Source organism: Aquitalea sp. FJL05 (assembly GCF_003852595.1).
Lineage (GTDB): Bacteria > Pseudomonadota > Gammaproteobacteria > Burkholderiales > Chromobacteriaceae > Aquitalea > Aquitalea aquatilis.
In genome coordinates this window covers 134,933-160,186 of record NZ_QAJS01000015.1, presented here as the reverse complement: position 1 = coordinate 160,186, position 25,254 = coordinate 134,933, and the positions used below count along the sequence as shown (strand labels likewise).

Below are 25,254 nucleotides of genomic sequence, written 5' to 3'. Positions count from 1 at the left end.
GCGGCGGCGCTTGGCTTGACATACTGTCCGCATACAAATGAACAGATGGAAACTGGTATCATGCTGCCAGTTCACCCTGTTGCCGCCCTCCTTCCGGCGGCCATCTCTCTGGACATCGTCGTGCAAGACATCCTCGTACTCTATTACAGCCAGCACGGTGCCACCGCCGAGCTGGCCCGGCTGATCGCCCGTGGCATCGAAAGCGTGCCCGGCTGCCAGGCGCGGCTGCGCACTGTGCCCAAGGTTTCCACCGTATGCGAAGCCAGCGCACCGGCCATCCCCGCCAGCGGCGCGCCCTATGTGGAGAAAAGCGATCTGGCCGAGTGCATCGGTCTGGCGCTGGGCAGCCCCACCCGCTTTGGCAATATGGCCGCGGCCATGAAGTACTTCATCGACAGCACCAGTGGCGAGTGGATGGCCGGTGCGCTGGCCGGCAAGCCGGCTTGTGTGTTTACCAGCTCCTCATCCATGCATGGCGGGCAGGAATCCACCCTGCTGAGCATGATGTTGCCGCTATTGCACCACGGCATGCTGCTCGTCGGTCTGCCTTATTCCGAGCCAGCGCTGGCCGCTACCCAGACGGGCGGCACGCCCTATGGGGTGAGCCATGTGGCCGGGGTGCAGAATGACCGTCCGCTGTCGGCCGACGAAAACAAGCTGGCCTTTGCCCAGGGCAAGCGCCTGGCGGAAGCGGCCTTGCGCCTGCAACACCCCTTGTAATACAGGGTGGGGCGCTGGCTTTGCCATGCGCACCCGCCGATTTCTTACCTCTTGCGCAGCGCTGACCCCTGCGCCGGGAACAAGCTTTATGTGTGGAATTGCCGGTTTCTTTTCCCGGACTCCCGTTGCTGCGGCAACGGCCGATGCCATGTTGCTGGAACTGGCCCGTCGCGGGCCGGATGCCGCCCACCAGCTGCGGCTGGACCAGCAGGGCCAGCCTGCAGCGGATGACGCCATTCACAATGCGCTGCTGCATGCGCGCCTGTCCATCATCGACCCGCGCCCGGAGGCCGACCAGCCCATGCGCAACGACGATGGCCAGCTGTGGATCTGCTACAACGGCGAAGTCTACGACTGGGAAAACGACAAGCGCGAGCTGGAACAGGCCGGCGCGGTGTTCCGCACCCATTCCGATACCGAATTCATCCTGCGGGCCTATGAAGCATGGGGCATCGATGGCCTGCTGAGCCGGCTGCGTGGCATGTTTGCCTTTGCCATTCTCGATCTGCGCCAGGGCAAGGTGCATCTGGCGCGCGACCGCATGGGCGAAAAACCGCTGCTGTACGCGCTGCTGGATGGCAATCTGGCCTTCGGTTCGCTGGTACGCGCGGTGCTACCGCTTGTACCACTGGCCCAGCGCCAGTTCTCGGCCAGCGCCATCGATGCCTATCTGGCGCACCGCTACATTCCGGCACCGGCCACGGTGTTCCAGCCTATCCAGCGCCTGGAAAACGGCTATTGCCTGGAATTCGACCTTGCCAGTCGTCAATTGAAGAAACGTCGTTACTGGCAACCCGGTGCCGAAGCTGGCGACTGGCTGCCCGAGCTGGACCACGCAGTCGCCATGCGCACCGTGGCCGACCGCCCGCTGGGCGTGCTGCTGTCCGGCGGTATCGACTCCACCCTGATCGCCAGCCGCTTGGCCGCACAGGGCTATCAGCAGTTTTCCACTTTTACCGCAGCCTTTCCGGGCAGCACGCTGGATGAATCAGTCGACGCAGCCGACTCCGCCCAGCGCATGGGCCTGCAGAATGTCCGCATCGCCATGCCAGACAATCTGGCAGCCGATTTCTCGCGCATCGTGGCCGATCTGGACCAGCCCTTTGCCGACCCGTCCAGCTTTCCCACCTGGTATCTGGCACGCGAAGTCAGCAAGCAGGTGAAGGTGGTACTGGTGGGCGATGGCGGCGATGAGCTGCTGGCCGGCTACAAGCGCATGAACAAGCATCTGCGTACACGCTGGCGGCAGCATATCCGCCTGCCGCTGGGCATACGCCCGGCCTTGTCTGGTAAGCAGGGCAAGCTGGCGACTGAACTGGCCATGGACTGGCAGGCAGCTTACTCACTGCGTTTTTCCGGCCTGACACCGGGCCAACGCCGCTTCCTGCAGGGCGGCCGCAAGCTGCAGCAGCTGTGCTACTGGCGCCAGCCGGATGATATCGGCCCTGAGGCCAGCGATGCCGTACCTGGCCTGCAAAGCCTGCTGGCCATCGATTTTGCCAATTATCTGCCGGACTACATCCTGCAAAAGTCCGATCTGTGCACCATGGCGCACGGACTGGAAAGCCGCGCCCCGCTACTGGACCACCGCCTGTATCAGCATCTGCTGGCTACATCCGATGCCGAGCGCTACACCCAGCCAGCCAAGCTGATTTTCCGCCGTGCCATGCACCCGGCCCTGCCGGCCGACTTTTTCCAGCGCAAGAAGCGCGGCTTCAATCCGCCGCTGGCAGGCTGGCTGCAAACCAGCCTGGCCGAACGCTTCGCCGGTCTGGGCCAGCGACTGAGCCGCCTGACGGGTGGCCAACTGGATGCACAGGCGGTGGATGCTTTCAGCCAGGCATACCGCCAGGGTGAGGCGGCACTGGCCGAACAGGTATTGCAATTGCTGATTCTGGACGAAAGTCTGCAGCAGCTGGATGCGCTGCGCCGCGCCCTACCCTAAAACCGGCAAGGACCTTGGCAGGGTCCTAGCCCCCGGACAGCACCGGGTAAGCCGGCTGCGGCTGGGCGTAAAAACTGCTGGGCGATACCCCCAGCTCGCGCTTGAACATGGTGGCAAAGGCACTGGGGCTGGCATAGCCCAGGTCCAGCGCCACTTCCAGCACACTGGCCCCGCAGGCCAGCTTTTCCAGTGCGGCAATCAGCCTGGCCTGCCGCCGCCACTGCCCCAGCGACAGGCCGGTTTCGCGGCTGAAGCGCCGCTGCAGCGTGCGCGCATCCATGGCCAGTTGCTCAGCCCACTCCTCCACCGAACGCGCATCGCCCGGCTCGGCCTGCAGTACATCACACAAGCCCTGCAAGGCCGGACTTTGCGGCCTGGGCAAAGACAGCGCCAGCGTGGGCAGGCTGCGGATTTCATCCAGCAGCAGCTTCATCAGCCGCTCGTCACGCGAATCCGCCGCATACGGTACGGCAATATCCATGGCGGCCAGAATCAGCTCGCGCAACAAGGGCGAGATGGCCAGCACCCGGCATTCCTGCGGCAGCCCGTCCAGGCTGTCTTCCCGCACATACACCGTGCGCATGCGTACCGCGCTGATCATCCGCACCTGATGCCAGGTGTCGATTGGCAGCCAGATGCCACGGGTGGGCGGCACAATCCATTGCCCCAGCGCCGTGCTCACCACCATCACGCCTTCCACCGCATACAATAATTGAGCCGTCGGGTGGGCATGGCGCGGCGTATCTTCGCCAGCCGGGTAATCGCGGGCCTTGGCCACCACCGGGGCGATGCCGGTGTCGTACTGGTGCAGGTGTTGATAATCTGGCATCGCTGTCATTTTCTCGCAGATGATTGCCCCTCATGCGCAGGACGGGCAGGACACCCCTTGATAGCATGATGAACCCACCACAGCAAGAAGACCTCATCATGACAAGCGCCAGCCAGAGCATGGCCCCGCCGCAGGACACCCGTTTCCGGGTATTGGGTGCCATCAGCTTTACCCATTTCCTCAACGACATGCTGCAGTCGCTGATTCTGGCCATCTACCCGGTACTCAAGGGCGGCTTTCACCTGAGCTTTGCCCAGATCGGCCTGATGACCCTGGTGTACCAGTGCACCGCCTCGCTGCTGCAGCCGCTGGTCGGCATCTATACCGACAAGCGCCCGCTGCCCTATTCGCTGGTATTCGGCATGGGAGCGACGCTGTGCGGGCTGCTGCTGCTGTCGGTCGCCCCCAACTATCACACGCTGTTGATCGCGGCGGCACTGGTGGGGACTGGCTCGTCCATTTTTCACCCGGAATCCTCACGCGTGGCGCGCATGGCCTCGGGTGGCCGCCATGGTCTGGCGCAATCGCTGTTTCAGGTGGGCGGCAATGCCGGTTCTGCCACCGGCCCCTTGCTGGCCGCGCTAGTGGTGTTTCCCTACGGCCAACCCAGCCTGGCCTGGTTTTCGCTGGCGGCCTTGCTCGGCATGCTGGTGCTGTGGCGCATCGGCATCTGGTATAGCCACCAGCAGCGCAGCGCCAAGGCACACAAGGCTGTGGTGCCCACTGGCCTGTCGCCGGGCCGCACTGCCTTCACCCTGGGCATACTGGTGCTGCTGGTCTTTTCCAAGTATTTCTACCTCACCAGCATTACCAGCTATTTCACCTTTTACCTGATGCAGCACTTCGGGCTAGGGGTGCAGGCAGCACAGCTGCACCTGTTCATCTTCCTGTTTGCCGTGGCCGCCGGCACGGTACTGGGTGGCCCGATTGGCGATGCCATCGGCCGCAAGCGGGTGATCTGGTTCTCGATTCTGGGCGTGGCCCCGTTCACCCTGGCGCTGCCGCATGTGGACCTGTTCTGGACCAGCGTGCTGTCCTTCATCATCGGCTTTATCCTGGCATCGGCCTTCTCCGCCATTCTGGTGTACGCGCAGGAGCTGGTGCCGGGCAAGGTGGGCATGGTGTCCGGGCTGTTCTTCGGCTTTGCCTTCGGCATTGGCGGCATCGGCGCGGCCGTACTGGGCAAGGTGGCCGACCACTACGGCATCGAAACCGTGTACCAGCTATGCGCCTTCCTGCCTTTGCTGGGCATCATCACCGTGCTGTTGCCCGATCTGCACCACAAAAAAGCCTGAGCAACGCAGCCCAAAGCAAAACCGGCCATCACGGCCGGTTTTTTTCATGGTGTGGGCTGAGCGGGACTGGCCCCGGCCAGCGGCTGGCAATCCCGCGCCAGCGCCCGCCCGCCACGGGTCAGCAATACCGACTGCTCACCCTTGTTCCACCACACCAGTTGCTGGCTGGCATAGCGTACACCGCTGGCACTGCTCACCCGCACCAGCCGGTAGTGCTGCCCCTGCCAGAGAATACGGATGGGCAGCACATCGGCCACTTCCGGCTGCGGGTATTCCACACTGAGCAGGCGGTGGGCCGCGCACTGGTAATCCACCCGCTGCATGGCAGGTATCGTTTCGGCGGTGCCCGCCTCGCCAGCATTTTCCGGCGACAGGGCTTGTGGTTCGGCCAGCAGCGGCAAGGGCAGCAGGCAGGCCAGCAATACAGGCAAGAACTTCATGGCGCTTCCTTGTCGATGGCATCCCCATTCCACGGGGCCACCTTCAGCAACAACAACATGCCGGGCAAGGCCAGTACGGCGCACAGCAGGAAAAATCCGCCCCAGCCCACGGCATCCACAATATAGCCGGTCGCGGCATTGGCAAAAGTGCGCGGCACGGCAGACAGGCTGGTAAACAGGGCAAACTGGGTGGCGGTATAGGCCGGATGAGTGGTGCGGGCGATAAAGGCGACAAAGGCTGCCGTACCCAGGCCCACGCCCAGTGCCTCGAAACCGATCACCAGCGCCAGCTGGCCTAACTGGACAGGACCAATCTGCTGAAAATGGCCGTAGCTGGCCAGCCAGGCAAAACCCAGTATCGACAGCAACTGCACCACGCCAAACAGCCATAGCGCACGGTTGATGCCCAGCTTCAGCATCCACACCCCGCCCAGCAGGCCACCGATGACCGCCGGCCACAATCCGGCATTCTTGGCCACCAGACCGATCTGTGATTTGGCAAAACCCATGTCCAGATAAAACGGTGTGGCCAGGGCGGTGGCCATGCTGTCACCCAGCTTGTACAGGAAGATAAAGCCCAGAATGGTAGCGGCAGTCTGCCAGCCCTGGCGCTGAATGAATTCGTGAAAGGGCTCCACCACCGCCTCACGCAGCGTCTTGGGCGGTGCAGCGCGCAAGGCAGGCTCACTCACCAGCAGGGTCATCAGCACGCCCGGCAGCATGAACAGGGCACTGATGATGAATACATTCTGCCAACTGGTGTGGTCGGCCAGGATCAGCGACAAAGAGCCCGGCACCAGGCCGGCCAGCCGATAGGCATTGATATGCACCGAGTTGCCCAGCCCCAGTTCGGCATCAGTCAGCAGTTCGCGGCGGTAGGCATCCAGCACGATGTCCTGGCTGGCGGAAAAAAAGGCAACCACCGCTGCCAGCATGGCGATCTGCTGCAGTTGCAGCCGTGGATCGAACAAGCCGAACAAGGCCATGCTGACCAGCAAGGCCAGCTGGCTGAGCAGCATCCAGCCGCGCCGTCGTCCCAGCAGCGGCGGCACGAAACGGTCCAGTAGCGGCGACCACAGGAATTTCCAGGTATAGGGCAGGCCGATCAACGCAAACAGGCCGATGGCCTTGAGGTTGACGCCCTCGCTGCGCAGCCAGGCCGGCAACAGGTTGATCAGCAGATACAGCGGCAGACCGGAGGCAAAACCGGTGAAAACGCAAATCAGCATGCGGCGCGACAAGATGGCCTCGCGCCAGTGCAGGGGAGCTTGTTTCATGAATCCTTGTGGCCGGGGCCAGCAATGCAAAAAGGCGACCGTAGCCGCCTTTGTGGGTCATCGGTACTCAGCCAGGCTGGCGGGCTACCCGGTAAAACGCCAGGCTACCGCGCAGATTGGGCAGGAAATGAATGCGCTTTTCTTCGTTCATCACCACCCGCTCCAGCACACGGATGCCGTTCTTGGCACACAGTGCCTCAAAGTCGCCCAGCATGCACCAGTGAATGTTCGGCGTGTTGTACCACTCGTAGGGAATGGTTTCCGACACCGGCATATGGCCTTGCAGAATCTGCCAGCGGTTTTCCCAGTAGCCGAAATTGGGGAAGGTGACGATGGCCTCGCGGCCCACGCGCAGCATTTCCACCAGAATCTGCTCGGTATTGTGCATGGCCTGGATGGTCTGCGACAACACCACATGGTCGAAGCGCTGGTCTTCGAATTCGGCCAGACCGGTTTCCAGGTTGCCCTGAATGGCGTTGACGCCGGCTTCCACGCAACGCACCACATTGTTGACGTCGAAATCCACGCCGTAGCCACGCACGGCCTTGTGGCGGTTCAGCCAGGACAGCAAGGCACCATCGCCGCAACCCAGGTCCAGCACCCGGCTGGACGGTGCCACCCAGTCGGCAATCAGTTGCAGGTCGGCACGCAAAGTGTTGGTGGCGCTCATGCTGTCACCTCCTCGGCCACGCGGTTCAGATAGGCGCGCATCAGGTTGACATAGGGCTCGTCCAGCATCAGGAAGGCATCATGGCCGTGGACTGATTCGATTTCGCCGTACACCACCTCCTTGTCGGCCGCCACCAGCGCCTTGACGATCTCGCGCGAGCGCTCCGGCGAGAAGCGCCAGTCCGAGGTAAAGCTGGCCACCATGAAGCGGGCCGTGGCCTTTTTCAGCGCGGCCACGATATCGTCGTTCAGATCCTTGGCCGGGTCGAAGTAGTCCAGTGCCTTGGTCATCAAAAGATAGGTATTGGCATCGAAATAATCGGAAAACTTGTCGCCCTGGTAGCGCAGGTAGGATTCGATCTCGAATTCCACCTCGAAGCCAAACTGGTAGTCGCCGCTTTTGAGCATGCGGCCGAATTTCTCGCCCATGCCATCATCGGACAGATAGGTGATATGGCCCAGCATGCGCGCCAGCCGCAGGCCGCGACGCGGGATGGCATCCTGCGCGTAGAAGTCGCCGCCATGGAAATCGGGGTCGGTGAGGATGGCCTGCCGGGCCACATCATTAAACGCGATGTTCTGCGCCGACAGTTTGGGGGCCGAAGCAATCACCAGCGCATGGGCCACCCGCTCCGGGTAGTCGATGCTCCATTGCAAGGCCTGCATGCCGCCCAGGCTGCCGCCGATGATGGCGGCCCAGCGGGCGATGCCCAGCCGGTCGGCCAGCCGCGCCTGCGAGCGCACCCAGTCCGGCACCGTGACCACCGGGAAGGTCGAACCCCAGGGCTGGCCGGTGGCCGGATTAATGGAAGAGGGACCGGTGCTGCCATGGCAGCCACCCAGATTATTCACCCCCACCACAAAGAAACGGTTGGTATCGATGGGCTTGCCGGGGCCGACCATATTGTCCCACCAGCCGGCGGCCTTATCATCGGCAGCATAACGGCCAGCCACATGGTGGTGGCCGGACAGGGCATGGCAGATCAGGATGGCATTGCTGCGCGCAGCGTTCAGCGTGCCATAGGTTTCGAAGCATAGCTGGTAAGTCGGCAACACCGCTGCGCTGGACAGATGCAGCGGGGTATCGAATACCGCTGTCTGCGCCTGCACGATGCCGACGGACCTTGTCAGATCGGACATAGAAAAAAACGCCTCTATTGATTATTGCCCCGCCGGCGGCCGTACCGGCCATTCTCGTTGCGGGGCCTCCTGTAGGCTACGGCTGCTATCATCGCCTGTCTGGCCGATTATATCCATAGCCTTGCTTGCTCCTGAGCGGCCCGCACCGCATAATCGGCCCGGTTTTCCTGCCTGTTACCCGCCATGATCGGTCGCCTGTTCCGCCTCTTGCTGCTGTTTGCCGTGCTGTATGCCATCGCGCGCTGGCTGCTGGACCGGCGTCAGCGGGCAAGCCTGCGTGAATTCATCAGCACCCTGGCCACCGCCCTGCTGGCCGCCTCGGCCATCTTCGTGCTGCTGTACTGGCTGGGTTTTCACCAGCTGTAAGGGCAAGCCTTGATATGGCGCAGTGCCCGGGGCGGCCGCCACGGCTAAGCTGCCTGCTTTGTCCGCTGGCCAGGTGCCGGCGCGGCCTGCGCATCATGGATCTCACCGCTTATCTGCATACCTTTGGCCATTACCTGAAGCGCCGCCACGGCCAGGCGGTGCACAAGCTGTCACTGGCAGGCGACTTTACCTGCCCCAACCGCGACGGCACACTGGGCCGTGGCGGCTGCACCTTCTGCAATGTCAAAAGCTTTGGCCGCGATGCCGGCGAGCTGTCCATCAGCGACCAGATCGCCCGCGAAAAGGGCAAGACTGATCGCGCCCACCGCTATCTCGCTTACTTTCAGGCCTACACCAGCACCTATGCCGAAGTCAGCCGCCTGCGTCAGCTCTATGACGAAGCCACCGCCAGTGCCGATGTGGTGGGCCTGTGCGTGGGCACCCGGCCTGACTGTGTACCGGACAGCGCACTGGAGCTGCTGGCCGATTACCAGGCTGCTGGCAAGGAAGTCTGGCTGGAGCTGGGGCTGCAAACCGCCCACGACCATACCCAGCGGCGCATTCACCGTGGCCACACCCTGGCCGATTACCGTGATGCAGTACGCCGCGCCCAGCAGCACGGCCTGGCGGTGTGTACCCACCTGATTGCCGGTCTGCCCGGCGAAGACACCGCCGATGTGCATGCCACACTGGAAACCGTGCTGGAAATCGGCGTACAGGGGCTGAAACTGCACCCGCTGATGATCGTGCGCGGCAGCCGCATGGCGGCGCAATACCAGCGCGGCGAAGTGTCGGCCATGGCGCTGGACGACTATGCCAGCCTGGCGGCCTCGCTGATCCGCCATACGCCACCCGAGGTGGTGTTCCACCGGATATCGGCCACGGCACAGGCCCCCACCCTGATTGCGCCGGACTGGTGCGGACCACGCTGGAGCGCCCTGCAAGCCATCGCCGCCCTGCTGGCGCGTGACGGCGGCCAGGGCAGTGCACTGGGGCGCGGCTGGCAGGCTGCCACGGCCTGAGGACAAATTAGTTACTGGCTATCGACTAGCCAAGAACAATCGTAAAGTTTGCATGTCAGATTCTCCTTGTTGCTGCGACAAAGAAACACAGCACCGGAGAAACCATCATGCTCATCCAGAAACCTGCCGACATCGCCCCCTCGGAAATCACCCCCGAAGGCGTCTATTTCAATCGCCGCCAGTTCATGCTGGGCAGTGCCGGGCTGCTGCTGTCCGGTGAAACCCTGGCCGCACTGGCGGGCAAGAAAAGCCCGCTGTCCAGCGCGGACAAGCCCAACAGCCTGAAAGAGATCAGCACCTATAACAACTACTACGAATTCGGCACCGACAAGAGCGAGCCGGCGATGTATGCCGGCAGCCTGAAAACCCGGCCGTGGAATGTGGTGGTGGATGGCGAAGTGGGCAAGGCGCGCAGCTTTGGCATCGAAGAACTGCTGAAGCAGCCGCTGGAAGAACGCATCTACCGCCTGCGCTGTGTGGAAGGCTGGAGCATGGTGATTCCGTGGATAGGCTTTCCGCTGGCCAGCCTGCTCAAACAGGTCGCCCCCACTTCACGCGCCAAATACGTGGCCTTTGAAACCCTGCAGCGCCCGGCCGAGATGCCCGGCCAGCGCAGCCGCGTGCTGGACTGGCCTTACCGCGAAGGCCTGCGCATGGACGAAGCCATGCACCCGCTCACCATTCTGGCCGTCGGCCTCTACAACGATGTACTGCCCAACCAGAACGGCGCGCCCATCCGCCTGGTGGTGCCGTGGAAGTATGGCTTCAAGAGCATCAAGTCCATCGTGCGCATTCATTTGCAGGAGCAGATGCCGGCCACCAGCTGGAATATGGCCAATGCCCGCGAATACGGCTTCTATTCCAATGTGAATCCAGATGTAGACCACCCGCGCTGGAGCCAGGCCAGCGAACGGCGCATCGGTGAATTCCTCAAGCGCAAAACCCTGCCATTCAACGGCTATGGCGATCAGGTCGCCAGCCTGTATCGCGGCATGGACCTGCGGCGGAATTTCTGACATGACCACCCTGCGCATGAAAAACCCTGCCACCAGCCGCCAGCCTGTCCGCTTCAACTGGCTGAAAATCGCCGTATTCCTGCTGGCCTTGCTGCCGCTGGCCCGCGCGGCGTGGATCGTGCTGTCCGGCGCAGCCATCAATCCGGTGGAGTTCATCACCCGCTCCACCGGCACCTGGACGCTGAGCTTTTTGCTGATCACCCTGGCCATCAGCCCTTTGCGCCAGCTTTCCGGCTGGAGCTGGCCGCTGCGCCTGCGCCGCATGCTGGGGCTGTATGCCTTCTTTTACGGCAGCCTGCATTTCACCACCTATATCTGGCTGGACCAGTTCTTTGACTGGCCCGGCATGCTGCACGACATCGCCAAGCGGCCCTTCATCACCGTCGGCTTTGCCGCCATGCTGCTGATGACACCGCTGGCCATCACCTCCACCCAGGGCTGGATGCGCCGGCTCAAGCGCAACTGGGGGCGGTTGCACCGGCTGATTTACCCGATCGCACTGCTGGGGGTATTGCATTACTGGTGGCTGGTGAAAAAAGACCTGACCCAGCCCCTGCTGTATGGCAGCGTGCTGGCGGTGTTGCTGGGCTGGCGCTTATATCGGCGGCTACGGCAGCCTTAAACCGGCAGCACCTGCTGGAAATGTTCCACCACCGGAAACGGCTGATAGAAATGATGCAGCAGCCGTTTCCACTCCTGATAAGCCGCTGACTGACGAAAACCCTGCTCATGCGCGGCCACGCTGTCCCAGCCCACCAGCAGCAGGTATTTGCCCTCGACTTCCAGACAGCGTTGCAACTGGTGCCAGCGATAACCCAGCATGCTGGCAATAATGGCTTGCGCCTGGGCAAAGGCGGCTTCGAACTCCTGCTGCATGCCGGCTTTCACCTGCAGCATGGCGGCTTCCAGAATCATGACAGTTCCCTGCTTAAAACCTCAGCATGCCACAAGCCACACGGTTTGCAGTTGATCGCCGCAGCCACTAAAGTAGCGCTTTTGCAGTGGATAGACGGATATGTCCAAGGAAAAGACGCCGGTCACCCAGGCCATTCGCGTGCTGCGCGAACACAAGGTGGAGTACAGCGAGCATCTGTACAAATACGAAGACAAGGGCGGCACCACGGTGTCGGCGCGCGAGCTGGGTGTGGACGAGCATTGCGTGGTGAAGACGCTGATCATGGAAGACGAGCAGAAGCGGCCCTTGATCGTACTGATGCACGGCGACCGCGAGGTGGGCACCGGCATGCTGGCCAAGCAGATCGGCGTGAAAAAGGTCAGCCCCTGCGACCCGAAAACCGCCGACAAGCACAGCGGCTACCAGGTGGGTGGCACCAGCCCCTTCGGCACCCGCCACCCCATGCCGGTCTATATGGAAAGCAGCATTGCCCAGCTGCCACGCATTTACATCAATGGTGGCAAACGCGGTTTTCTGATCGGCATTGCACCGCAGGAAGTCATCCGCGTGTTGCAACCGGTGCTGGTACAGGCATCGGCCTGATCAAGCCACTCAAGCGGCGCGGTTGATACGGCGGCGATAGGCGCTGCGGAAGACAAAACCCAGCAGCAGAAACCCCGCCATGCACCAGGCCAGGTTCAGGGTGCTGCCCCACACCAGCGGGGCCACCACGCCGGCCACGATGCTGGACAGCATGGTCTGCAAAAAGCCCTGCAAGGATGACACCGTGCCACGCAGCGCCGGAAACTGGTCCATCAGGTTGAGCGTGATGGACGGTGCCGCCAGCGACATGCCGGTGGTGTACAGCGCCAGCGGCAACACCGCCCACGGCATGGCCGCCTGCAGCGCCAGCAGGTTGTAGGCCAGATTGGCCGTGGCCGCGGCAAACATCAGCACATAGCCCAGCGTGACGATTTCACGCGCTCCGCGTCGGCCGGCCATCTTGCCGGACAAAAAAGCGCCGAACATGATGCCGGACACCGCCGGGCCAAACATCCACAAAAACTGGTCCGGCCGCAGATGCAGGTGTTGCAGCAGAAACACCGGTGCCGACGGGATATACAGAAAGAAACCGGCAAAATTGCAGGACACGGCAGCCGCCAGCAACTGGAAATCGCGCTTGCGCAAGACCTCCAGATAATTTTGCAGCAGCGAGCGCCAGGCCAGCGGCGTACGCAAATGGGCGTGATGGGTTTCGTCCAGCGCAAACCAGCTCATCCCGAACAGCGCCAGGCCGATCAGCGCCATGAACACGAAAATGGAGTGCCAGCCAAAAGCACCAAACAACCAGCCGCCCACCACCGGCGCAATGGCCGGCGACAGTGAAAACAGCATGGTCACCTGCGACATCAGCCGTTGCGCCTCGGCACCATCCAGTTTGTCGCGGATGATGGCCCGCCCCACCACCAGCCCGGCCCCGCCACACAGCCCCTGCAAACCACGAAACAACAGCAGCCAGCCCAGTGAGGGGGCCAGCGCACAGCCCAGCGAGGCCAGACTGAACAGCAAGGTGGTGGCCAGCACCACCGGCCGGCGGCCAATGGCATCGGAAATCGAGCCGTGCCACAGCATCATCACCGCATAGCACAAGAGGTAGACAGTCAGGGCTTGTTGCATTTGCAGCGGCGAAGCGGACAAGGACTGGCCGATGGCCTGCATGGCAGGCAAAAAGGTGTCGATCGAGAAGGGGCCCAGCGTGGACAGGGCCGCCAGTAACATGGCCAAACCGAAATGGCTGCGGGCGGAGTGCGACATGAAAATCCGATAAGAACAGGTGGGGGCGGCCCATGTTACCGCCCGGCCCGCACAAAGCCAAACCCTTGGCGAGTGCGGCTGGCTGGGCGAGAATGCGCGCCGGGCGAAAACAGAGATACGCGGCGCGCGATCAACACTACACAAAGAAAAAGTTTTCTGCCTAAGATGGAAGTTGCTGACCCAACCCGCCGCGCCCTGGCGGCGCAGCGCGGCCCTGCCTTGCACCACCGAGTGCGGCAGCACCCTCTTCCTGCCCCACCATAATCAAAAGGGAGACCATGCATGATCCGTCTATACCATAACCCGCGCTGTTCCAAATCGCGCGAGGCCCTGGCACTGCTACAAGAAGCCGGTGCCGAGGTCGAAGTGATCGAGTACCTGAAACACCCACCGACCGCAGCAGAACTGGACCATATCCTCACCCTGCTGCAACTGGAACCGCGTGACCTCTTGCGCACCAAGGAAGAGGAATACGAAACCCTGTGCCTGGACGACATCACGCTGGAGCGCGAGTCACTGATCGAAACCATGGTGGACAATCCCATGCTGATCGAGCGCCCGATTGCCGTCAGCGCCGACATGGCCGTGGTCGGCCGTCCGCCCGAAAAGGTACTCAGCCTGCTGAATCGCTAAGCCACCGGCCTACCCGATTCACCCCACGATCAGACACCACACCAGGCACTTCAGCCTGGTGTTTTTCATTGGCCTGGCCGCTCATTTGTCGTAGTAAAGCTACAGCGAAGCCTCGGCGCAATGACTTTGATCCAAATAATAACTTGAAAAATAATAACGCCCGTTACTAAAATGCCTTCCATGAACAAATCATTCCATCATCTGGAACAGGCAGTCGACCGCATCGAAAACCGCTTTCCCGGCGTGCCGCGCCAGGAAGTGATTCTCACGCGGCTGTACTACCACATCATGCCGCGCCTCACCTGTTATCTGAATGAGGGCATGAAGGAATACGGCCTCAACGAGTCGCTGTGGATGTCGCTGCTGGCCATGTATGCCTGCCCGCAGCAAAACCTGTTTCCGTCCGACATCAGCGATACGCTCGACTCCTCGCGCACCAATGCCACGCGCATTGTCGACGAACTGGTGCGCAAAGACTGGGCCACGCGGATTCCCTGTGCCAAAGATCGCCGCAAGATCGGCCTGGAACTGACGGCCAAGGGCCTGGCACTGGTGGAAGAGCTGCTGCCAATCTCCCGCGCCAGCCATCGCGCACTGTGGCAGGACTTCGACGACGAGGAACGGCAGCTGATGGAAAAGATGATGCGCAAACTGCTGGCCAGGCTGGGCGGCTGAAGCGCGGCCGCTGCAAGCAGATGGCCACCCGAGTGGCTGTCATGCTGCGCACAAATAATAACTTGAGTGACTATCACACCATCAATCATCATGATGGAATCTGGAGACCCACAAGGTGAATAAACCCAATTGGCAGCAGACCGCCGGCCTGCTGATGCTTACCGCCATGCTGGGTGGCTGCGCCGGTTTCGGCGACGACACCAACCCGGCCCGGCCGCTGTCTGCGACCCAGCTGCAGTTGGGCGAGCATGCAGCCAGCCAGGTACACGCCGGCTGGTGGCAGCAACTGAATGATCCGGCGCTCAACCAGTTGATCGACACCGCACTACAGCAAGCGCCGTCGCTGAAAGTGGCCGATGCCCGCCTGCGTGAAGCACGCAGCGCCGTGGGCATGGCCCAAAGCAAGGAAGGCCCGCAAGTCGAGGCCAGTGCCAATCTCGACCGTGAGCGCTATTCGCTGTACGGCCTGCTGCCGCCGCCCATCGGTGGCAACTACTACAACGTCTATACCATGTCGCTGGGTGCCAGCTGGGAAATCGACTTCTGGGGCAAGCACCGCGCCGCGGTAAAAGCCGCGCTGGGCAACCAGCAAGCCATCGCCCTGGAAGGCCAGCAGGCTCGCCTGGTCATCACCCAGGCGGTGATTGCCCAGTACACCAGCCTGCAACGCATCCAGGAACAAGCCCGGCTGCTGCAGGCACGCCAGCAACTGGCACAAAGCCAGCTGGCACTGACCCATGCCCGCGTCACCGCCGGCCTGCTACCCGGCGACAGCCTGCGTGAGCGTGAAATCCAGCTCAAGCGCCTGAGCCAGCAGAGCAGTGCCTTGGCCAACGATGCCGACCATGCCCGTCATGCGCTGGCGGCACTGACCGGTCAGCCGCCCAATGCATTGTCCAGCCTCAAGCCCGGCCAGTTACGCCCTGCTCCGGCCCTGCCCGAGGCAGCACTGACGCTGGACATCCTCAGCCAGCGCCCGGACATCGTGGCCCAGCGTGAGCGTGTGGAGGCCATGAACCAGTCAGTCAAGGCGGCCAAGGCAGAGTTCTACCCCAATGTTTCGCTGTCGGCCTTTATCGGCCAGTCGGCACTGGAAACCTCGAATCTGTTCAATACCGGCTCCAAGATCGTCGGCATCACCCCGGCCATTCACTTGCCGATTTTCACCTCCGGCGCATTGCAGGCCAATCTGGCTTCCAGCCGCGCCCGCTACGACATCGCGGTGGAAAACTACAACCAGACCGTGCTGGATGCGCTGCGCGATGCGGCAGACAGCCTGTCCACCTGGCAGAAAACCGCCAGCCAGTTGTCCGACGCCCACCAGGCGACACAGCTGAGCCGCAAGGCCTCCGACTCCACCGTGCTGCGCTTCAAGGCCGGTCTGGTCAACAAGCTGGCCGTACTGGATGCACAGGAAGCCGACCTCAACCAGCAAGCCGGCAAGGTCGACGCCACCGCGGCCAACCGCCTGGCCTGGGCCGCACTGAATACCGCACTGGGCGGGGGTTTCGCCACCAGTGAAACCACCCAACAAGCCCGCTAAGGACACCCATCATGGATAAGCAGATCGAGACGGCAAAAAGCCGCAAACGCAATCTTTTTGTCGCCACCGGCATCATCGCCGCCCTGGCCATCGGCTACGGTGCCTACTGGGGCCTGGTGCTGAGCCATCAGGAAAATACCGACGACGCCTATGTCGCCGGCCACATGGTGCAACTGACCCCGGAAGTGGGCGGCACCGTGGTGAAGATTGCCGCCGAAGATACCGACCGCGTCAACAGCGGCCAGACCGTGGTGGCTTTTGACAACAGCGATGCCAAGCTGGCCTTCGAGCGCGCCCGCAATGAATTTGCCCAGACCGTGCGCGAAACCCGCCAGCTGATGACCAGCACCCAGCAACTGGCCGCCCAGGTTGCCGTGCGCGAAGCCGAACTGGGCAAAGCCCAGGCCGATCTGAAGCGCCGTGAAACCCTGGCCGGCTCCGATGCCATCTCCAGCGAAGAACTGGGCCATGCCCGCGATGCGGTCAGCACCGCCAAGGCCGCGCTGGACGCCGCCCGCGAACAGGCCAAGGCCACCGAAGCCCTGGTAGGCAAGGACGTACTGGCCAAGCAGCCAAACGTACAACGTGCCGCCAGCAAGCTGAAGGAAGCCTGGCTGGCGCTGCAGCGTACCGAGGTCAAGGCACCGGTTTCCGGCTATGTAGCCCGCCGTAATGTACAGGTCGGCCAGCGCGTGGCCGCCGGCACGCCGCTGATGGTGGTGGTTCCGCTGGAAAGCGTATGGGTGGATGCCAACTTCAAGGAAGTACAGCTGGCCAAGATCCGTATCGGCCAGGACGTGGAGCTGACGGCCGACTTGTACGGCAGCAAGGTGAGCTATCACGGCAAGGTGCAGGGCCTGTCGGCCGGCACCGGCAGTGCCTTCTCGCTGCTGCCGGCGCAAAACGCCACCGGCAACTGGATCAAGGTGGTGCAGCGCGTGCCGGTACGTATCCAGCTTGACCCCAAGGAGCTGAAGGAACACCCGCTGCGCGTGGGCCTGTCGGTGGATGCCGTGGTCGACATCTCCAAGCAGGATGGCGCTTCCCTGGCTGATGCGCCGCGCACCACCCCGGCACAGGAAACCCATGCCCTGACGCCAGACCTGAAACAGGCTGACGAACTGGTCGCCAGCCTGCTGGCCGCCAACGCCCAGTAATCTCCCGGCCGCTACCGGCTGCGGCAACATGCCGCGCCGGCAGCGCCGTCTTGAGGACTTTCCGTCATGACTCATCCACCACTGTCAGGTTCGCGCCTGGTGTGGATCACGCTGGCGCTGTCGATGTCGGTGTTCATGCAGGTACTGGACACCACCATTGCCAACGTGGCACTACCCACCATCTCCGGCAACCTCGGTGCCGCTACCAGCCAGGGCACCTGGGTCATTACCTCGTTCGGCGTGGCCAATGCCATCGCCGTGCCGCTGACCGGCTGGCTGGCCAAGCAGGTGGGCGAAGTCAAGCTGTTTACCATTTCCACCCTGCTGTTCGTGCTCACCTCGTGGATGTGCGGCATGGCCAACAGCCTGGAAATGCTGATTCTGTTCCGCGTGCTGCAAGGCGCGGTAGCCGGCCCGATGATTCCGCTGTCGCAAAGCCTGCTGATGTCCTGCTACCCGCCAGCCAAGAAAGGGCTGGCGCTGGCGCTATGGGCGATGACGGTGATCGTGGCACCGGTATTCGGCCCGATTCTGGGTGGTGTCATCAGTGATAACTGGCACTGGGGCTGGATCTTCTTCATCAACGTGCCGGTGGGGGTGGCTGCTGCCTTCATCAGCTGGAAGATCCTGAAAGAACGGGAAACCGGCCTGGTGCGCCAGCCCATCGACAAGCTGGGCCTGGCACTGCTGATCGTGGGCGTGGGCGCGCTGCAGATGATGCTGGACCGGGGCAAGGAGCTGGACTGGTTCAACTCCACCGAAATCGTGGTGCTGGCCATCGTATCGGCAGTGTCGCTGGTTTATCTGGTGATCTGGGAGCTGGGGGAAAAACACCCCATTGTCGACCTCACCCTGTTTGCCAAACGCAACTTCACCGTCGGCACCGTCGCCATCAGCCTGGGCTTCATGCTGTACTTTGGCGCGGTGGTGCTGCTGCCGCTGATGCTGCAAACCCAGATGGGCTATACCGCCACCTGGGCCGGCCTTGCCGCGGCACCCATCGGCATCCTGCCGGTATTCCTGTCGCCCATCATCGGCAAGAACGCGCACCGGCTGGACATGCGCTGGCTGGTCACCATCAGCTTCAGCATCTATGCCCTGTGCTTCTTCTGGCGCAGCACCTTCAATACCGACATGAGTTTCGCCTATGTGGTATGGCCGCAGTTCATCCAGGGTATCGGCGTGGCCTGCTTCTTCATGCCGCTGACCACCATCACCCTGTCCGGCTTGCGCCCGGATCAGATTGCCAGTGCCTCCAGCCTGTCCAACTTCCTGCGCATTCTGGCCGGCAGTATCGGCACCTCGATCACCACCACGCTGTGGGACCGGCGCGAAGCCTTGCACCACGCCCAGCTGACCCAGCATGTGACGCTATACGATCAGGCCAGCCTGATGTGGTTTCGCCTGCTGGAGAGTACCGGCATGTCCACCAGCCAGCAGCAGGCCTACACGGCGCTGCAGATTACCCGCCAAGGTTCGCTGATTGGCGTGAACGAGGTGTTCTGGCTGTTCGGCATCATGTTTGTCGCGCTGATTGGCCTGGTGTGGTTTGCCCGACCGCCTTTCACGTCCAGCGGCGCAGCCGACAGCGGGGCGCATTAAGAGCCGCTAACAAAAACCCTGCTGCTGCGTTGCACCTCCTTGCCCCAGAGACGCTACGCTCTTGTTAGCTACTCTCAAACCGTCTGTAAAAACAAGGCCCGCACCATGCGGGCCTTGTTCGTCTGCGCCACCAAGCCAGGCTAATCCACCCGGCAGCGCAACTGGCCGGCATCGTTGTCGGCACACAGCCGGATATTGCCGTCCTGATCCAGCACCAGCATTTCCTCGCCCAGCCATGCCTCTTCTGGTTTGGGAATGGCACGCAACTGGAAACTGTCGGCCCGCGCATTGCCATCCTGCGCACCAAAGCTGAGTTGGTAATGGCTGGTCGCCGTCACCGGCAAGGTCGGCCAGTGGCCGCTGCCTTCGGTATAGCGGCCATGCTCGCTGCGCCACTGCTCCATGAAGTGGCTGGCCTGCAGCAGCGCCACCCTGGCTTCGGCCTGGTGTAGCCGGAGCACATGCCCCCGCCACAATGGCAGGGCCATCAGCAGCAATAGCGACAGCATGGCCAGCACCGTCAGCAATTCAAGCAGACTGAAGCCGCTGCGCTTGCAGTTCAGCGTAATTCGCGCCATGCCAGCCTCCGGCTACGCAGGCTGCCCGTGGCATCCGGCAACAGCAGCACATGGCTTTGCAAGGTCACCGCGCTATCCGGCAAACGGCCCCAGCCACGCGCAGTCACCCGCAATAGCAGGCCCCGTTGTTCGCCATCCACATACTGCGGGTCCAGCAGCTCGAGCAGATAATGCGGGTCACTCCAGAACCATGGCCCGGTGGTCACCGCCGGGCAGCGTCCCGCCGTCGCGATGGGCTGCAGCACCAGCCGCAATGCCGCGCCACAAGGATGCAGCAAAGCCACGCCGGCCTCATCCAGCCTTTGCCAGGGTGGGGCGATTTCCTGGCCGGCCAACGTTGCCGACAGGCATAAGCCCTGCTGCCAACCCGCGGGATTGGCCGGCTGCCGACAGGACAGGGTAAACGGCGCATCGGCCTGCCGCAGCGCATTGCGGCTCATACCGGCCACTTGCGCAGCCAGCGGTAGCCTGGTCAAGGCCTGCTCACCCGCCTGCAAGCCCAGCTCAGCCAACTGAAAGGCGCGCTGGGCATCATCCAGCTGGCTGCCGATGCGCTGCTCATCCCGCAGTAGCCGGCTCAGTCCCAGCACCAGCGCGCTCATCAACAGCAGCAACAGCAAGGCCGTCACCAAGACCACCCCACGCGCGCGCGGACGACTCAGGCCAGACATGCAGACCCCGCCCGGCTCATCAGCTGCAAGCGATACGGCGTGGCAGTGGTGCTGCCGCTGGCTTGGCGCATGCCCAGTTGCAAGGTCCACCACTGCCGGGGCGCACCGCCCGGACAGGCTGGCAGCGTTTCTGCCAGCAGCTGCAAGCTGGCAATGCCGCTGGCCAGCCATAGCGCCGGCTGACCGTTCTGCTCCAGCCACAACTCGCCCGCCGTACTGCCCTGGCCCAGCCGGTAATGACGCTGCTGCAAGGCCAGTAATTCGAGTGATGGCAGATGATGCTCGGCCATGTGTGCCAGCAGCGGGCTGCCGGGAGCCAGTTGCAACCAGGATGACCCATCCTGCTGCCGCAAGAAAACATCAGTATCCAGCGTCAGCAAATCGATACGGCGGCAGCTGGCCAGTAGCAGAAACTGCCCTGGCGGCCAGGCCGGTGCCGGCTGCAGCAAGCGCAAGCGGCTAATCTGGCTGCTGCTATCGACCGGCTCGGCCAGCAGGGCGATACCGCCATCGCCATAGCTCAGGCTCAGCACGCCCTCTCCTGCCTGTGGCATGAGCAGCGTCCCGCTCCCTGGCCACTGCGCCGGGCCGGCGCAAGCAAAACTGCCGGCCATGCGCAGATCACGCGCCAGTTGTTGCAGCACAAAACGTGCTTCCTGTTGTGATGCCAGCCGGGCGCTGGCAAAGCTGCGACTCTGCAATGCGGCCTGCAGGCTCTGCCACAACAGACCGCATAGCAGCAGCCCCAGCAACATGCTCAGCATCAGCTCCACCAGCGAGAACCCACGCGGCGCCGACATCTGCTGCCTACTCCAGCGCCAGGGGCAAAGGCCCCGACGCTGCGGCCGGCTGCAACAGCCATAGCCTGCCGCTGGCCTGACAGCCAGCCACCGGTGGCACTGCCGGCAAAGGCCCAGCATGGCGACAGAGCAAGGGGCTTATCCGCTGGCCATCCGGCCATAGCAGGTCTGCCTCCTGCTGTAATTGCCCCAACGCGGCACGGGCGTATGACCCGCCATTGCCGGACGGCTGCGCCTGCTGCCGATCAGCCTGCATGGCTTCAGCCAGATTCAGACTGGCCAGCAACAGCCGGCTGTCGGCATCGCTGGCGCGTAACTGCCGCAAACTCTGCCCGGCCATGCCAGACAGGCTGAGCAGGCCAAACAGCAGGATCAGCAAGCCCAGCATCACCTCGACCAGACTGAAACCCCGGTTGGGCACCCGCCTAGCCACAGCAGTTGTCCTGGCTACACCATTGCGCCTTGCCGCTGGGCTGCAACAGCAAGCTGTGACACTGGCCACCGGGGGTGCGCAAGTGAAAACGCGGCACCGGACCGCTGTGCAGGCGACCGTGGGCGGTAAAGGCAAAATCCTGTCGATTGGCACTGAGCTGTACCTTGGCGCTGTTGAACAGCAGGTGATGCAGCCGCTCGCCGCTGTCGTAGCGGCCATTGGGCCGGGATGGCGCATCGGCAAACACCAGCATGCCTTCGCCCCAGTTGCCGGCAGAGGCAGTGCCAGGCTGGCAGCCCTGAATCTCCAGATTGACCTTGCTATTGAGCGCGCACACCCACACGGTGCGATTGCCGCGAATGGCCTCGCTGCGCGCCAATTGCAGGCCGGATTGCAATAGCTGGCCACGGGCCAGCAAGCGCTGCCGCTCCAGCATGTTCTGCATGGCTGGCAGTGTCTGGCCCAGCAAGATCGCGCTGACCGCCAGCACGATCAACAATTCGTACAAGGTAAAACCGCCACCGCGGCGGCAAGCAACAGAACGGGACATGGGCAGGCCACCTCCGTGAGCGCCAGCAAATGATGGGCAGGACTGGACATCCTGCTCCGCCATACCCGTGCCGGCTTGTGGCTTGTGCTGAGATCAGCGCGGAATTCTCTGATGTACCGTCATTCCTGCCCGGATCAAGCAAAGAAAAAGCCACCGGCGACGGTGGCTTTTCAGGCTGCTGACAAAGTTATTTAGTACGATTTCACAGGACCCGGCAAAGCCGGGCCTTCCGGTTAACTTATAGATTCCGCAGCCTTCCCATCTATTCCCCTTCCCCCGCCCTTGCCCTGCAAGGGAGCCTCGCTTTCTAGAAAGAAAGCGAGAGGGGGTTGCCAACCATCTGAAAAGCCACCGAAACCGGTGGCTTTTCTGTTGCCTCAAACTGGCTGGGACTAGTGTGCCGCTTCCCAGCTGTCGCCCGCCCCCACCTCAGCCAACAAGGGCACTTTCAGCGCGGCCACGCCGGCCATGATCTGCGGCAATTTCTGTTTGACCAGTTCCAGCTCGGCGGCGGGTACTTCCAGCACCAGTTCATCGTGCACCTGCATGATCAGCAGGCTGGACAGGCCGTCCTGCTGCAGCCAGTGCTGTACCGCGATCATCGCCAGCTTGATCAGGTCGGCGGCGGTGCCTTGCATCGGCGCATTGATGGCGGCGCGCTCGGCCCCGGCACGACGTGCCGGATTGGACAGCCTGATTTCCGGCAGATACAGGCGGCGGCCGAACACGGTTTCCACATAGCCGTGCTCGCGCGCGCTTTCGCGGGTGCGCTGCATATACTCGGCCACGCCCGGATAACGCATGAAATAGCGGTCGATGTATTGCTGGGCGGCGCTGCGCTCGATGTCCAGCTGGGCTGCCAGGCCAAAGGCGCTCATGCCGTAGATCAGACCAAAGTTGATGGCCTTGGCCGCGCGGCGCTGCTCGCTGCTCACCTGCCCCAGTTCCACGCCAAATACCTCGGCGGCAGTGGCCTTGTGGATGTCCTCGCCACTGGCAAAGGCCGCCAGCATGCCTTCGTCGTCGGACAGATGGGCCATGATGCGCAGCTCGATCTGCGAATAGTCGGCACTGACGATGCTGTGGCCCGGCTTGGCGATGAAGGCCTCGCGCACGCGGCGGCCTTCGGCGGTACGCACCGGAATGTTTTGCAGGTTAGGGTCGGAACTGGCCAAGCGCCCGGTAATCGCCACGGCCTGCGAGTAATTGGTATGCACCCGGCCGGTGTCCGGGTTGATCAGGGTTGGCAGCTTGTCGGTATAGGTGGACTTGAGCTTGGCCAGGCCGCGATATTGCAGGATGCACTTGGGCAGGGGGTGATCCAGCGCCAGGGTTTCCAGCACCGATTCATCGGTGGAAAAACCGCCGGACGGGGTTTTCTTGATGCCCTTGGTGGGAATGCCCAGCTTGCCGAACAGGATTTCCTGCAGCTGCTTGGGCGAGTTCAGGTTGAAAGGCTGGCCAGCCAACTCATAGGCCTGGCTTTCCAGCTGCAGCATTTGCGTACCCAGCTGATGGCTCTGCGCCGCCAGTTGCTCACGGTCGATCAGCACACCATTGCGTTCCATGCGGAACAACACCTCGGCCACCGGCAATTCGATGTCGCGGTAGATTTCGCCCAGCCGGCCGCTCAGTTGCGGCGCAAAGTACTGGTTCAGCCGCAGGGTGATGTCGGCATCTTCCGCCGCGTAATTGGCGGCAGTGTCGACATCCACTTCGGCAAAGCCGATCTGCTTGGCACCCTTGCCGCAGATGTCTTCGTAGCTGACCGTGGTTTCGCCCAGATGGCGCGCCGCTAGGTCATCCATATTGTGGCGCTGGTGGCTTTCCAGCACATAGGAAGCCAGCATGGAGTCGTCCATCACCCCGGCCAGGCTAATGCCATGGTTGGCAAACACGTGGCGGTCGTACTTCAGGTTCTGGCCGCATTTGGGCTTGCTGGCGTCTTCCAGCCAGGGCTTGAGTCGGGCCAATACGTCATCCAGCGCCAGTTGCTGCGGTGCGCCGGCATAGTGGTGCGCCAGCGGCAGGTAGGCTGCTTCACCAGCCTGCAGGGCAAAGCTGATGCCAACGATGTGCGCCTGCATCTGGTCGAGGCTGGTGGTTTCGGTGTCCAGCGACACCAGCGCGCCGCTGCCCAACTTGTCCAGCCACAGCGCCAGTGCGGCCTCATCCAGAATGGTGTGGTACTGGCGGCTGATGGCGCTGGCAGGCGGCGTGACGGCTACGGCTGCCGCTTCGCCAGCAAACAGGTCGTCGGTATGACCGGGGGCGGCGACCGGGGTATCCACAGCCAGCGGGCTGCTGACCGGGGCATCCTCCCCTTCGGTCATTTCGCGGTAAAAGGTGCGGAAGCCCTGGTCCTTGAACAGTTCGGCCAGGCGCGGACGATCTTTCACCCCGTGCTGCAGGCTGTTCAGGCCATAGGGCATTTCCTGCTGCAGATCGACATCGCACTTGATGGTGATCAGCTCATGGCCGCGCGGCAGCCAGTCCAGTGCGGCACGCAGGTTCTCGCCCACCTTGCCGCCTATTTTTTCGGCATTGGCAATGATGTTATCCAGCGTGCCGTATTCTTCCAGCCACTTCACTGCCGTTTTGGGGCCGCATTTGTCCACGCCGGGGACGTTGTCCACCTTGTCGCCGATCAGGGTGAGGTAGTCGATGATGCGTTCCGGCGGCACGCCGAATTTCTCTTTTACCCCGGCCTGATCCAGGTTTTCATTGGTCATGGTATTCACCAGCGCGACCTGCGGCGTCACCAGCTGGGCCATGTCCTTGTCACCGGTGGAGATGATGACCTGGAAGCCCGCCGCCTCGCCCATCCGGGCCAGCGTGCCGATGACATCGTCGGCTTCCACGCCGTCCACCATCAGCAGCGGCCAGCCCGAAGCTTGCACCACCTCATGCACCGGCTTAATCTGTGCGGCCAGCTCTTCCGGCATGGAAGGCCGGTTGGCCTTGTATTCCGGGTACAACTCATCGCGGAAAGTCTTGCCTTTAGCGTCGAAAACGCAGGCGCTATAATCGAACTGCACCTCTTTCTCCAGCCGGCGCAGCATGTTGACCATGCCGTAAACCGCCCCGGTGGGCCGGCCATCCGGAGAACGCAAATCGGGCATCGCGTGAAAGGCACGATACAGGTAGGAAGAGCCGTCGATCAATAACAATGTTTTCATAGAA

At 62.6% G+C, this 25,254-nt stretch carries 26 protein-coding genes; 13 read left to right on the top strand and 13 right to left on the bottom strand.

Going from position 1 to position 25,254, the window contains the following annotated elements; all coding sequences use genetic code 11:
* Positions 1–120: 120 nt before the first annotated feature.
* Positions 121–720 (top strand): NAD(P)H:quinone oxidoreductase, encoded by a 600-nt coding sequence (gene wrbA, locus DBR44_RS13580; RefSeq protein WP_124644622.1) that lies wholly within the window; start codon positions 121–123, stop codon positions 718–720.
* Positions 721–808: 88 nt separating this feature from the next.
* Positions 809–2,665 (top strand): asparagine synthase (glutamine-hydrolyzing), encoded by a 1,857-nt coding sequence (gene asnB / locus DBR44_RS13575; protein ID WP_124644572.1) that lies wholly within the window; start codon positions 809–811, stop codon positions 2,663–2,665.
* A 25-nt stretch (positions 2,666–2,690) separates the two neighbouring features.
* Here asnB and DBR44_RS13570 read toward each other — a convergent pair whose 3' ends face one another.
* On the bottom strand, positions 2,691–3,494 hold the full coding sequence (locus tag DBR44_RS13570) for a helix-turn-helix domain-containing protein (RefSeq protein WP_124644571.1): 804 nt from the start codon (positions 3,492–3,494) through the stop codon (positions 2,691–2,693).
* A 98-nt stretch (positions 3,495–3,592) separates the two neighbouring features.
* Here DBR44_RS13570 and DBR44_RS13565 point away from each other — a divergent pair, with 98 nt between their 5' ends.
* Entirely contained in the window at positions 3,593–4,789 is a 1,197-nt protein-coding gene (locus tag DBR44_RS13565; protein WP_124644570.1) for an MFS transporter, read from the top strand.
* 44 nt (positions 4,790–4,833) lie between these two features.
* On the opposite strand, the gene DBR44_RS13560 is transcribed toward DBR44_RS13565, so the two are convergent.
* From DBR44_RS13560 to DBR44_RS13545, 4 genes are all read right to left on the bottom strand, one after another.
* Positions 4,834–5,229, bottom strand: coding sequence for an MliC family protein (locus DBR44_RS13560; protein ID WP_124644569.1), 396 nt, complete (start codon positions 5,227–5,229; stop codon positions 4,834–4,836).
* Positions 5,226–6,506: an AmpG family muropeptide MFS transporter gene (locus DBR44_RS13555; RefSeq protein WP_124644568.1), complete on the bottom strand. Its 1,281-nt coding sequence runs from the start codon at positions 6,504–6,506 to the stop codon at positions 5,226–5,228. The genes DBR44_RS13560 and DBR44_RS13555 overlap by 4 nt, the downstream gene beginning before the upstream one ends.
* A 67-nt stretch (positions 6,507–6,573) precedes the next feature.
* Complete coding sequence (gene metW, locus DBR44_RS13550; RefSeq protein WP_124644567.1) at positions 6,574–7,176, bottom strand: methionine biosynthesis protein MetW; 603 nt, start codon at positions 7,174–7,176, stop codon at positions 6,574–6,576.
* Positions 7,173–8,315 carry a homoserine O-acetyltransferase gene (locus tag DBR44_RS13545; protein WP_124644566.1) on the bottom strand — a complete coding sequence of 381 codons (1,143 nt, stop codon included), beginning with the start codon at positions 8,313–8,315 and terminating at the stop codon, positions 7,173–7,175. The genes metW and DBR44_RS13545 overlap by 4 nt, the downstream gene beginning before the upstream one ends.
* A gap of 183 nt (positions 8,316–8,498) precedes the next feature.
* On the opposite strand from DBR44_RS13545, the gene DBR44_RS13540 reads away from it, so the two are divergent.
* From DBR44_RS13540 to DBR44_RS13525, 4 genes are all read left to right on the top strand, one after another.
* Positions 8,499–8,681 carry a hypothetical protein gene (locus DBR44_RS13540; RefSeq protein ID WP_059284412.1) on the top strand — a complete coding sequence of 61 codons (183 nt, stop codon included), beginning with the start codon at positions 8,499–8,501 and terminating at the stop codon, positions 8,679–8,681.
* Between the two features lie 95 nt (positions 8,682–8,776).
* Positions 8,777–9,703 carry a TIGR01212 family radical SAM protein gene (locus tag DBR44_RS13535; protein WP_124644565.1) on the top strand — a complete coding sequence of 309 codons (927 nt, stop codon included), beginning with the start codon at positions 8,777–8,779 and terminating at the stop codon, positions 9,701–9,703.
* Positions 9,704–9,810: 107 nt separating this feature from the next.
* The gene (gene msrP / locus DBR44_RS13530; protein ID WP_124644564.1) at positions 9,811–10,719 is read left to right on the top strand and encodes a protein-methionine-sulfoxide reductase catalytic subunit MsrP; all 909 of its coding nucleotides are present in this window, start codon (positions 9,811–9,813) and stop codon (positions 10,717–10,719) included.
* Between the two features lies 1 nt (position 10,720).
* The gene (locus tag DBR44_RS13525) at positions 10,721–11,341 is read left to right on the top strand and encodes a sulfite oxidase heme-binding subunit YedZ (protein ID WP_124644563.1); all 621 of its coding nucleotides are present in this window, start codon (positions 10,721–10,723) and stop codon (positions 11,339–11,341) included.
* Here the strand turns inward: DBR44_RS13525 and DBR44_RS13520 are convergent.
* On the bottom strand, positions 11,338–11,634 hold the full coding sequence (locus DBR44_RS13520; RefSeq protein WP_124644562.1) for an antibiotic biosynthesis monooxygenase: 297 nt from the start codon (positions 11,632–11,634) through the stop codon (positions 11,338–11,340). The two genes, DBR44_RS13525 and DBR44_RS13520, sit on opposite strands and share 4 nt — an antisense overlap.
* A gap of 100 nt (positions 11,635–11,734) precedes the next feature.
* On the opposite strand from DBR44_RS13520, the gene ybaK reads away from it, so the two are divergent.
* Complete coding sequence (ybaK, locus tag DBR44_RS13515; protein WP_124644561.1) at positions 11,735–12,217, top strand: Cys-tRNA(Pro) deacylase; 483 nt, start codon at positions 11,735–11,737, stop codon at positions 12,215–12,217.
* A 9-nt stretch (positions 12,218–12,226) separates the two neighbouring features.
* Here the strand turns inward: ybaK and DBR44_RS13510 are convergent, their stop codons facing one another.
* Positions 12,227–13,429, bottom strand: coding sequence for a multidrug effflux MFS transporter (locus DBR44_RS13510; RefSeq protein WP_124644560.1), 1,203 nt, complete (start codon positions 13,427–13,429; stop codon positions 12,227–12,229).
* Between the two features lie 282 nt (positions 13,430–13,711).
* On the opposite strand from DBR44_RS13510, the gene arsC reads away from it, so the two are divergent.
* The 5 genes from arsC to DBR44_RS13485 all read left to right on the top strand — a co-directional run bounded on the left by arsC (position 13,712) and on the right by DBR44_RS13485 (position 19,039).
* The gene (gene arsC, locus DBR44_RS13505) at positions 13,712–14,062 is read left to right on the top strand and encodes an arsenate reductase (glutaredoxin) (protein WP_124644559.1); all 351 of its coding nucleotides are present in this window, start codon (positions 13,712–13,714) and stop codon (positions 14,060–14,062) included.
* A 180-nt stretch (positions 14,063–14,242) separates the two neighbouring features.
* Positions 14,243–14,737 carry a MarR family transcriptional regulator gene (locus tag DBR44_RS13500; RefSeq protein ID WP_124644558.1) on the top strand — a complete coding sequence of 165 codons (495 nt, stop codon included), beginning with the start codon at positions 14,243–14,245 and terminating at the stop codon, positions 14,735–14,737.
* Positions 14,738–14,852: 115 nt separating this feature from the next.
* The gene (locus tag DBR44_RS13495; RefSeq protein WP_233578553.1) at positions 14,853–16,280 is read left to right on the top strand and encodes an efflux transporter outer membrane subunit; all 1,428 of its coding nucleotides are present in this window, start codon (positions 14,853–14,855) and stop codon (positions 16,278–16,280) included.
* An 11-nt stretch (positions 16,281–16,291) separates the two neighbouring features.
* Positions 16,292–17,437, top strand: coding sequence for an HlyD family efflux transporter periplasmic adaptor subunit (locus DBR44_RS13490; protein WP_124644557.1), 1,146 nt, complete (start codon positions 16,292–16,294; stop codon positions 17,435–17,437).
* 66 nt (positions 17,438–17,503) lie between these two features.
* The gene (locus DBR44_RS13485; protein ID WP_124644556.1) at positions 17,504–19,039 is read left to right on the top strand and encodes a DHA2 family efflux MFS transporter permease subunit; all 1,536 of its coding nucleotides are present in this window, start codon (positions 17,504–17,506) and stop codon (positions 19,037–19,039) included.
* Between the two features lie 140 nt (positions 19,040–19,179).
* On the opposite strand, the gene DBR44_RS13480 is transcribed toward DBR44_RS13485, so the two are convergent.
* From DBR44_RS13480 to polA, 6 genes are all read right to left on the bottom strand, one after another.
* Positions 19,180–19,617 carry a type IV pilin protein gene (locus tag DBR44_RS13480; RefSeq protein WP_124644555.1) on the bottom strand — a complete coding sequence of 146 codons (438 nt, stop codon included), beginning with the start codon at positions 19,615–19,617 and terminating at the stop codon, positions 19,180–19,182.
* Positions 19,599–20,288 (bottom strand): PilX N-terminal domain-containing pilus assembly protein, encoded by a 690-nt coding sequence (locus tag DBR44_RS13475; RefSeq protein WP_158613619.1) that lies wholly within the window; start codon positions 20,286–20,288, stop codon positions 19,599–19,601. Before DBR44_RS13475 ends, DBR44_RS13480 begins: the two co-directional genes overlap by 19 nt.
* Positions 20,276–21,088, bottom strand: a complete 813-nt coding sequence (locus tag DBR44_RS13470) for a PilW family protein (protein ID WP_158613618.1) — start codon at positions 21,086–21,088, stop codon at positions 20,276–20,278. The genes DBR44_RS13475 and DBR44_RS13470 overlap by 13 nt, the downstream gene beginning before the upstream one ends.
* Positions 21,089–21,095: 7 nt before the next feature.
* Positions 21,096–21,521, bottom strand: coding sequence for a prepilin-type N-terminal cleavage/methylation domain-containing protein (locus DBR44_RS13465; RefSeq protein WP_233578552.1), 426 nt, complete (start codon positions 21,519–21,521; stop codon positions 21,096–21,098).
* Positions 21,514–22,071: a GspH/FimT family pseudopilin gene (locus DBR44_RS13460; protein ID WP_158613622.1), complete on the bottom strand. Its 558-nt coding sequence runs from the start codon at positions 22,069–22,071 to the stop codon at positions 21,514–21,516. The genes DBR44_RS13465 and DBR44_RS13460 overlap by 8 nt, the downstream gene beginning before the upstream one ends.
* 392 nt (positions 22,072–22,463) lie before the next feature.
* The gene (polA, locus tag DBR44_RS13455) at positions 22,464–25,250 is read right to left on the bottom strand and encodes a DNA polymerase I (protein ID WP_124644550.1); all 2,787 of its coding nucleotides are present in this window, start codon (positions 25,248–25,250) and stop codon (positions 22,464–22,466) included.
* Positions 25,251–25,254 lie beyond the last annotated feature (4 nt).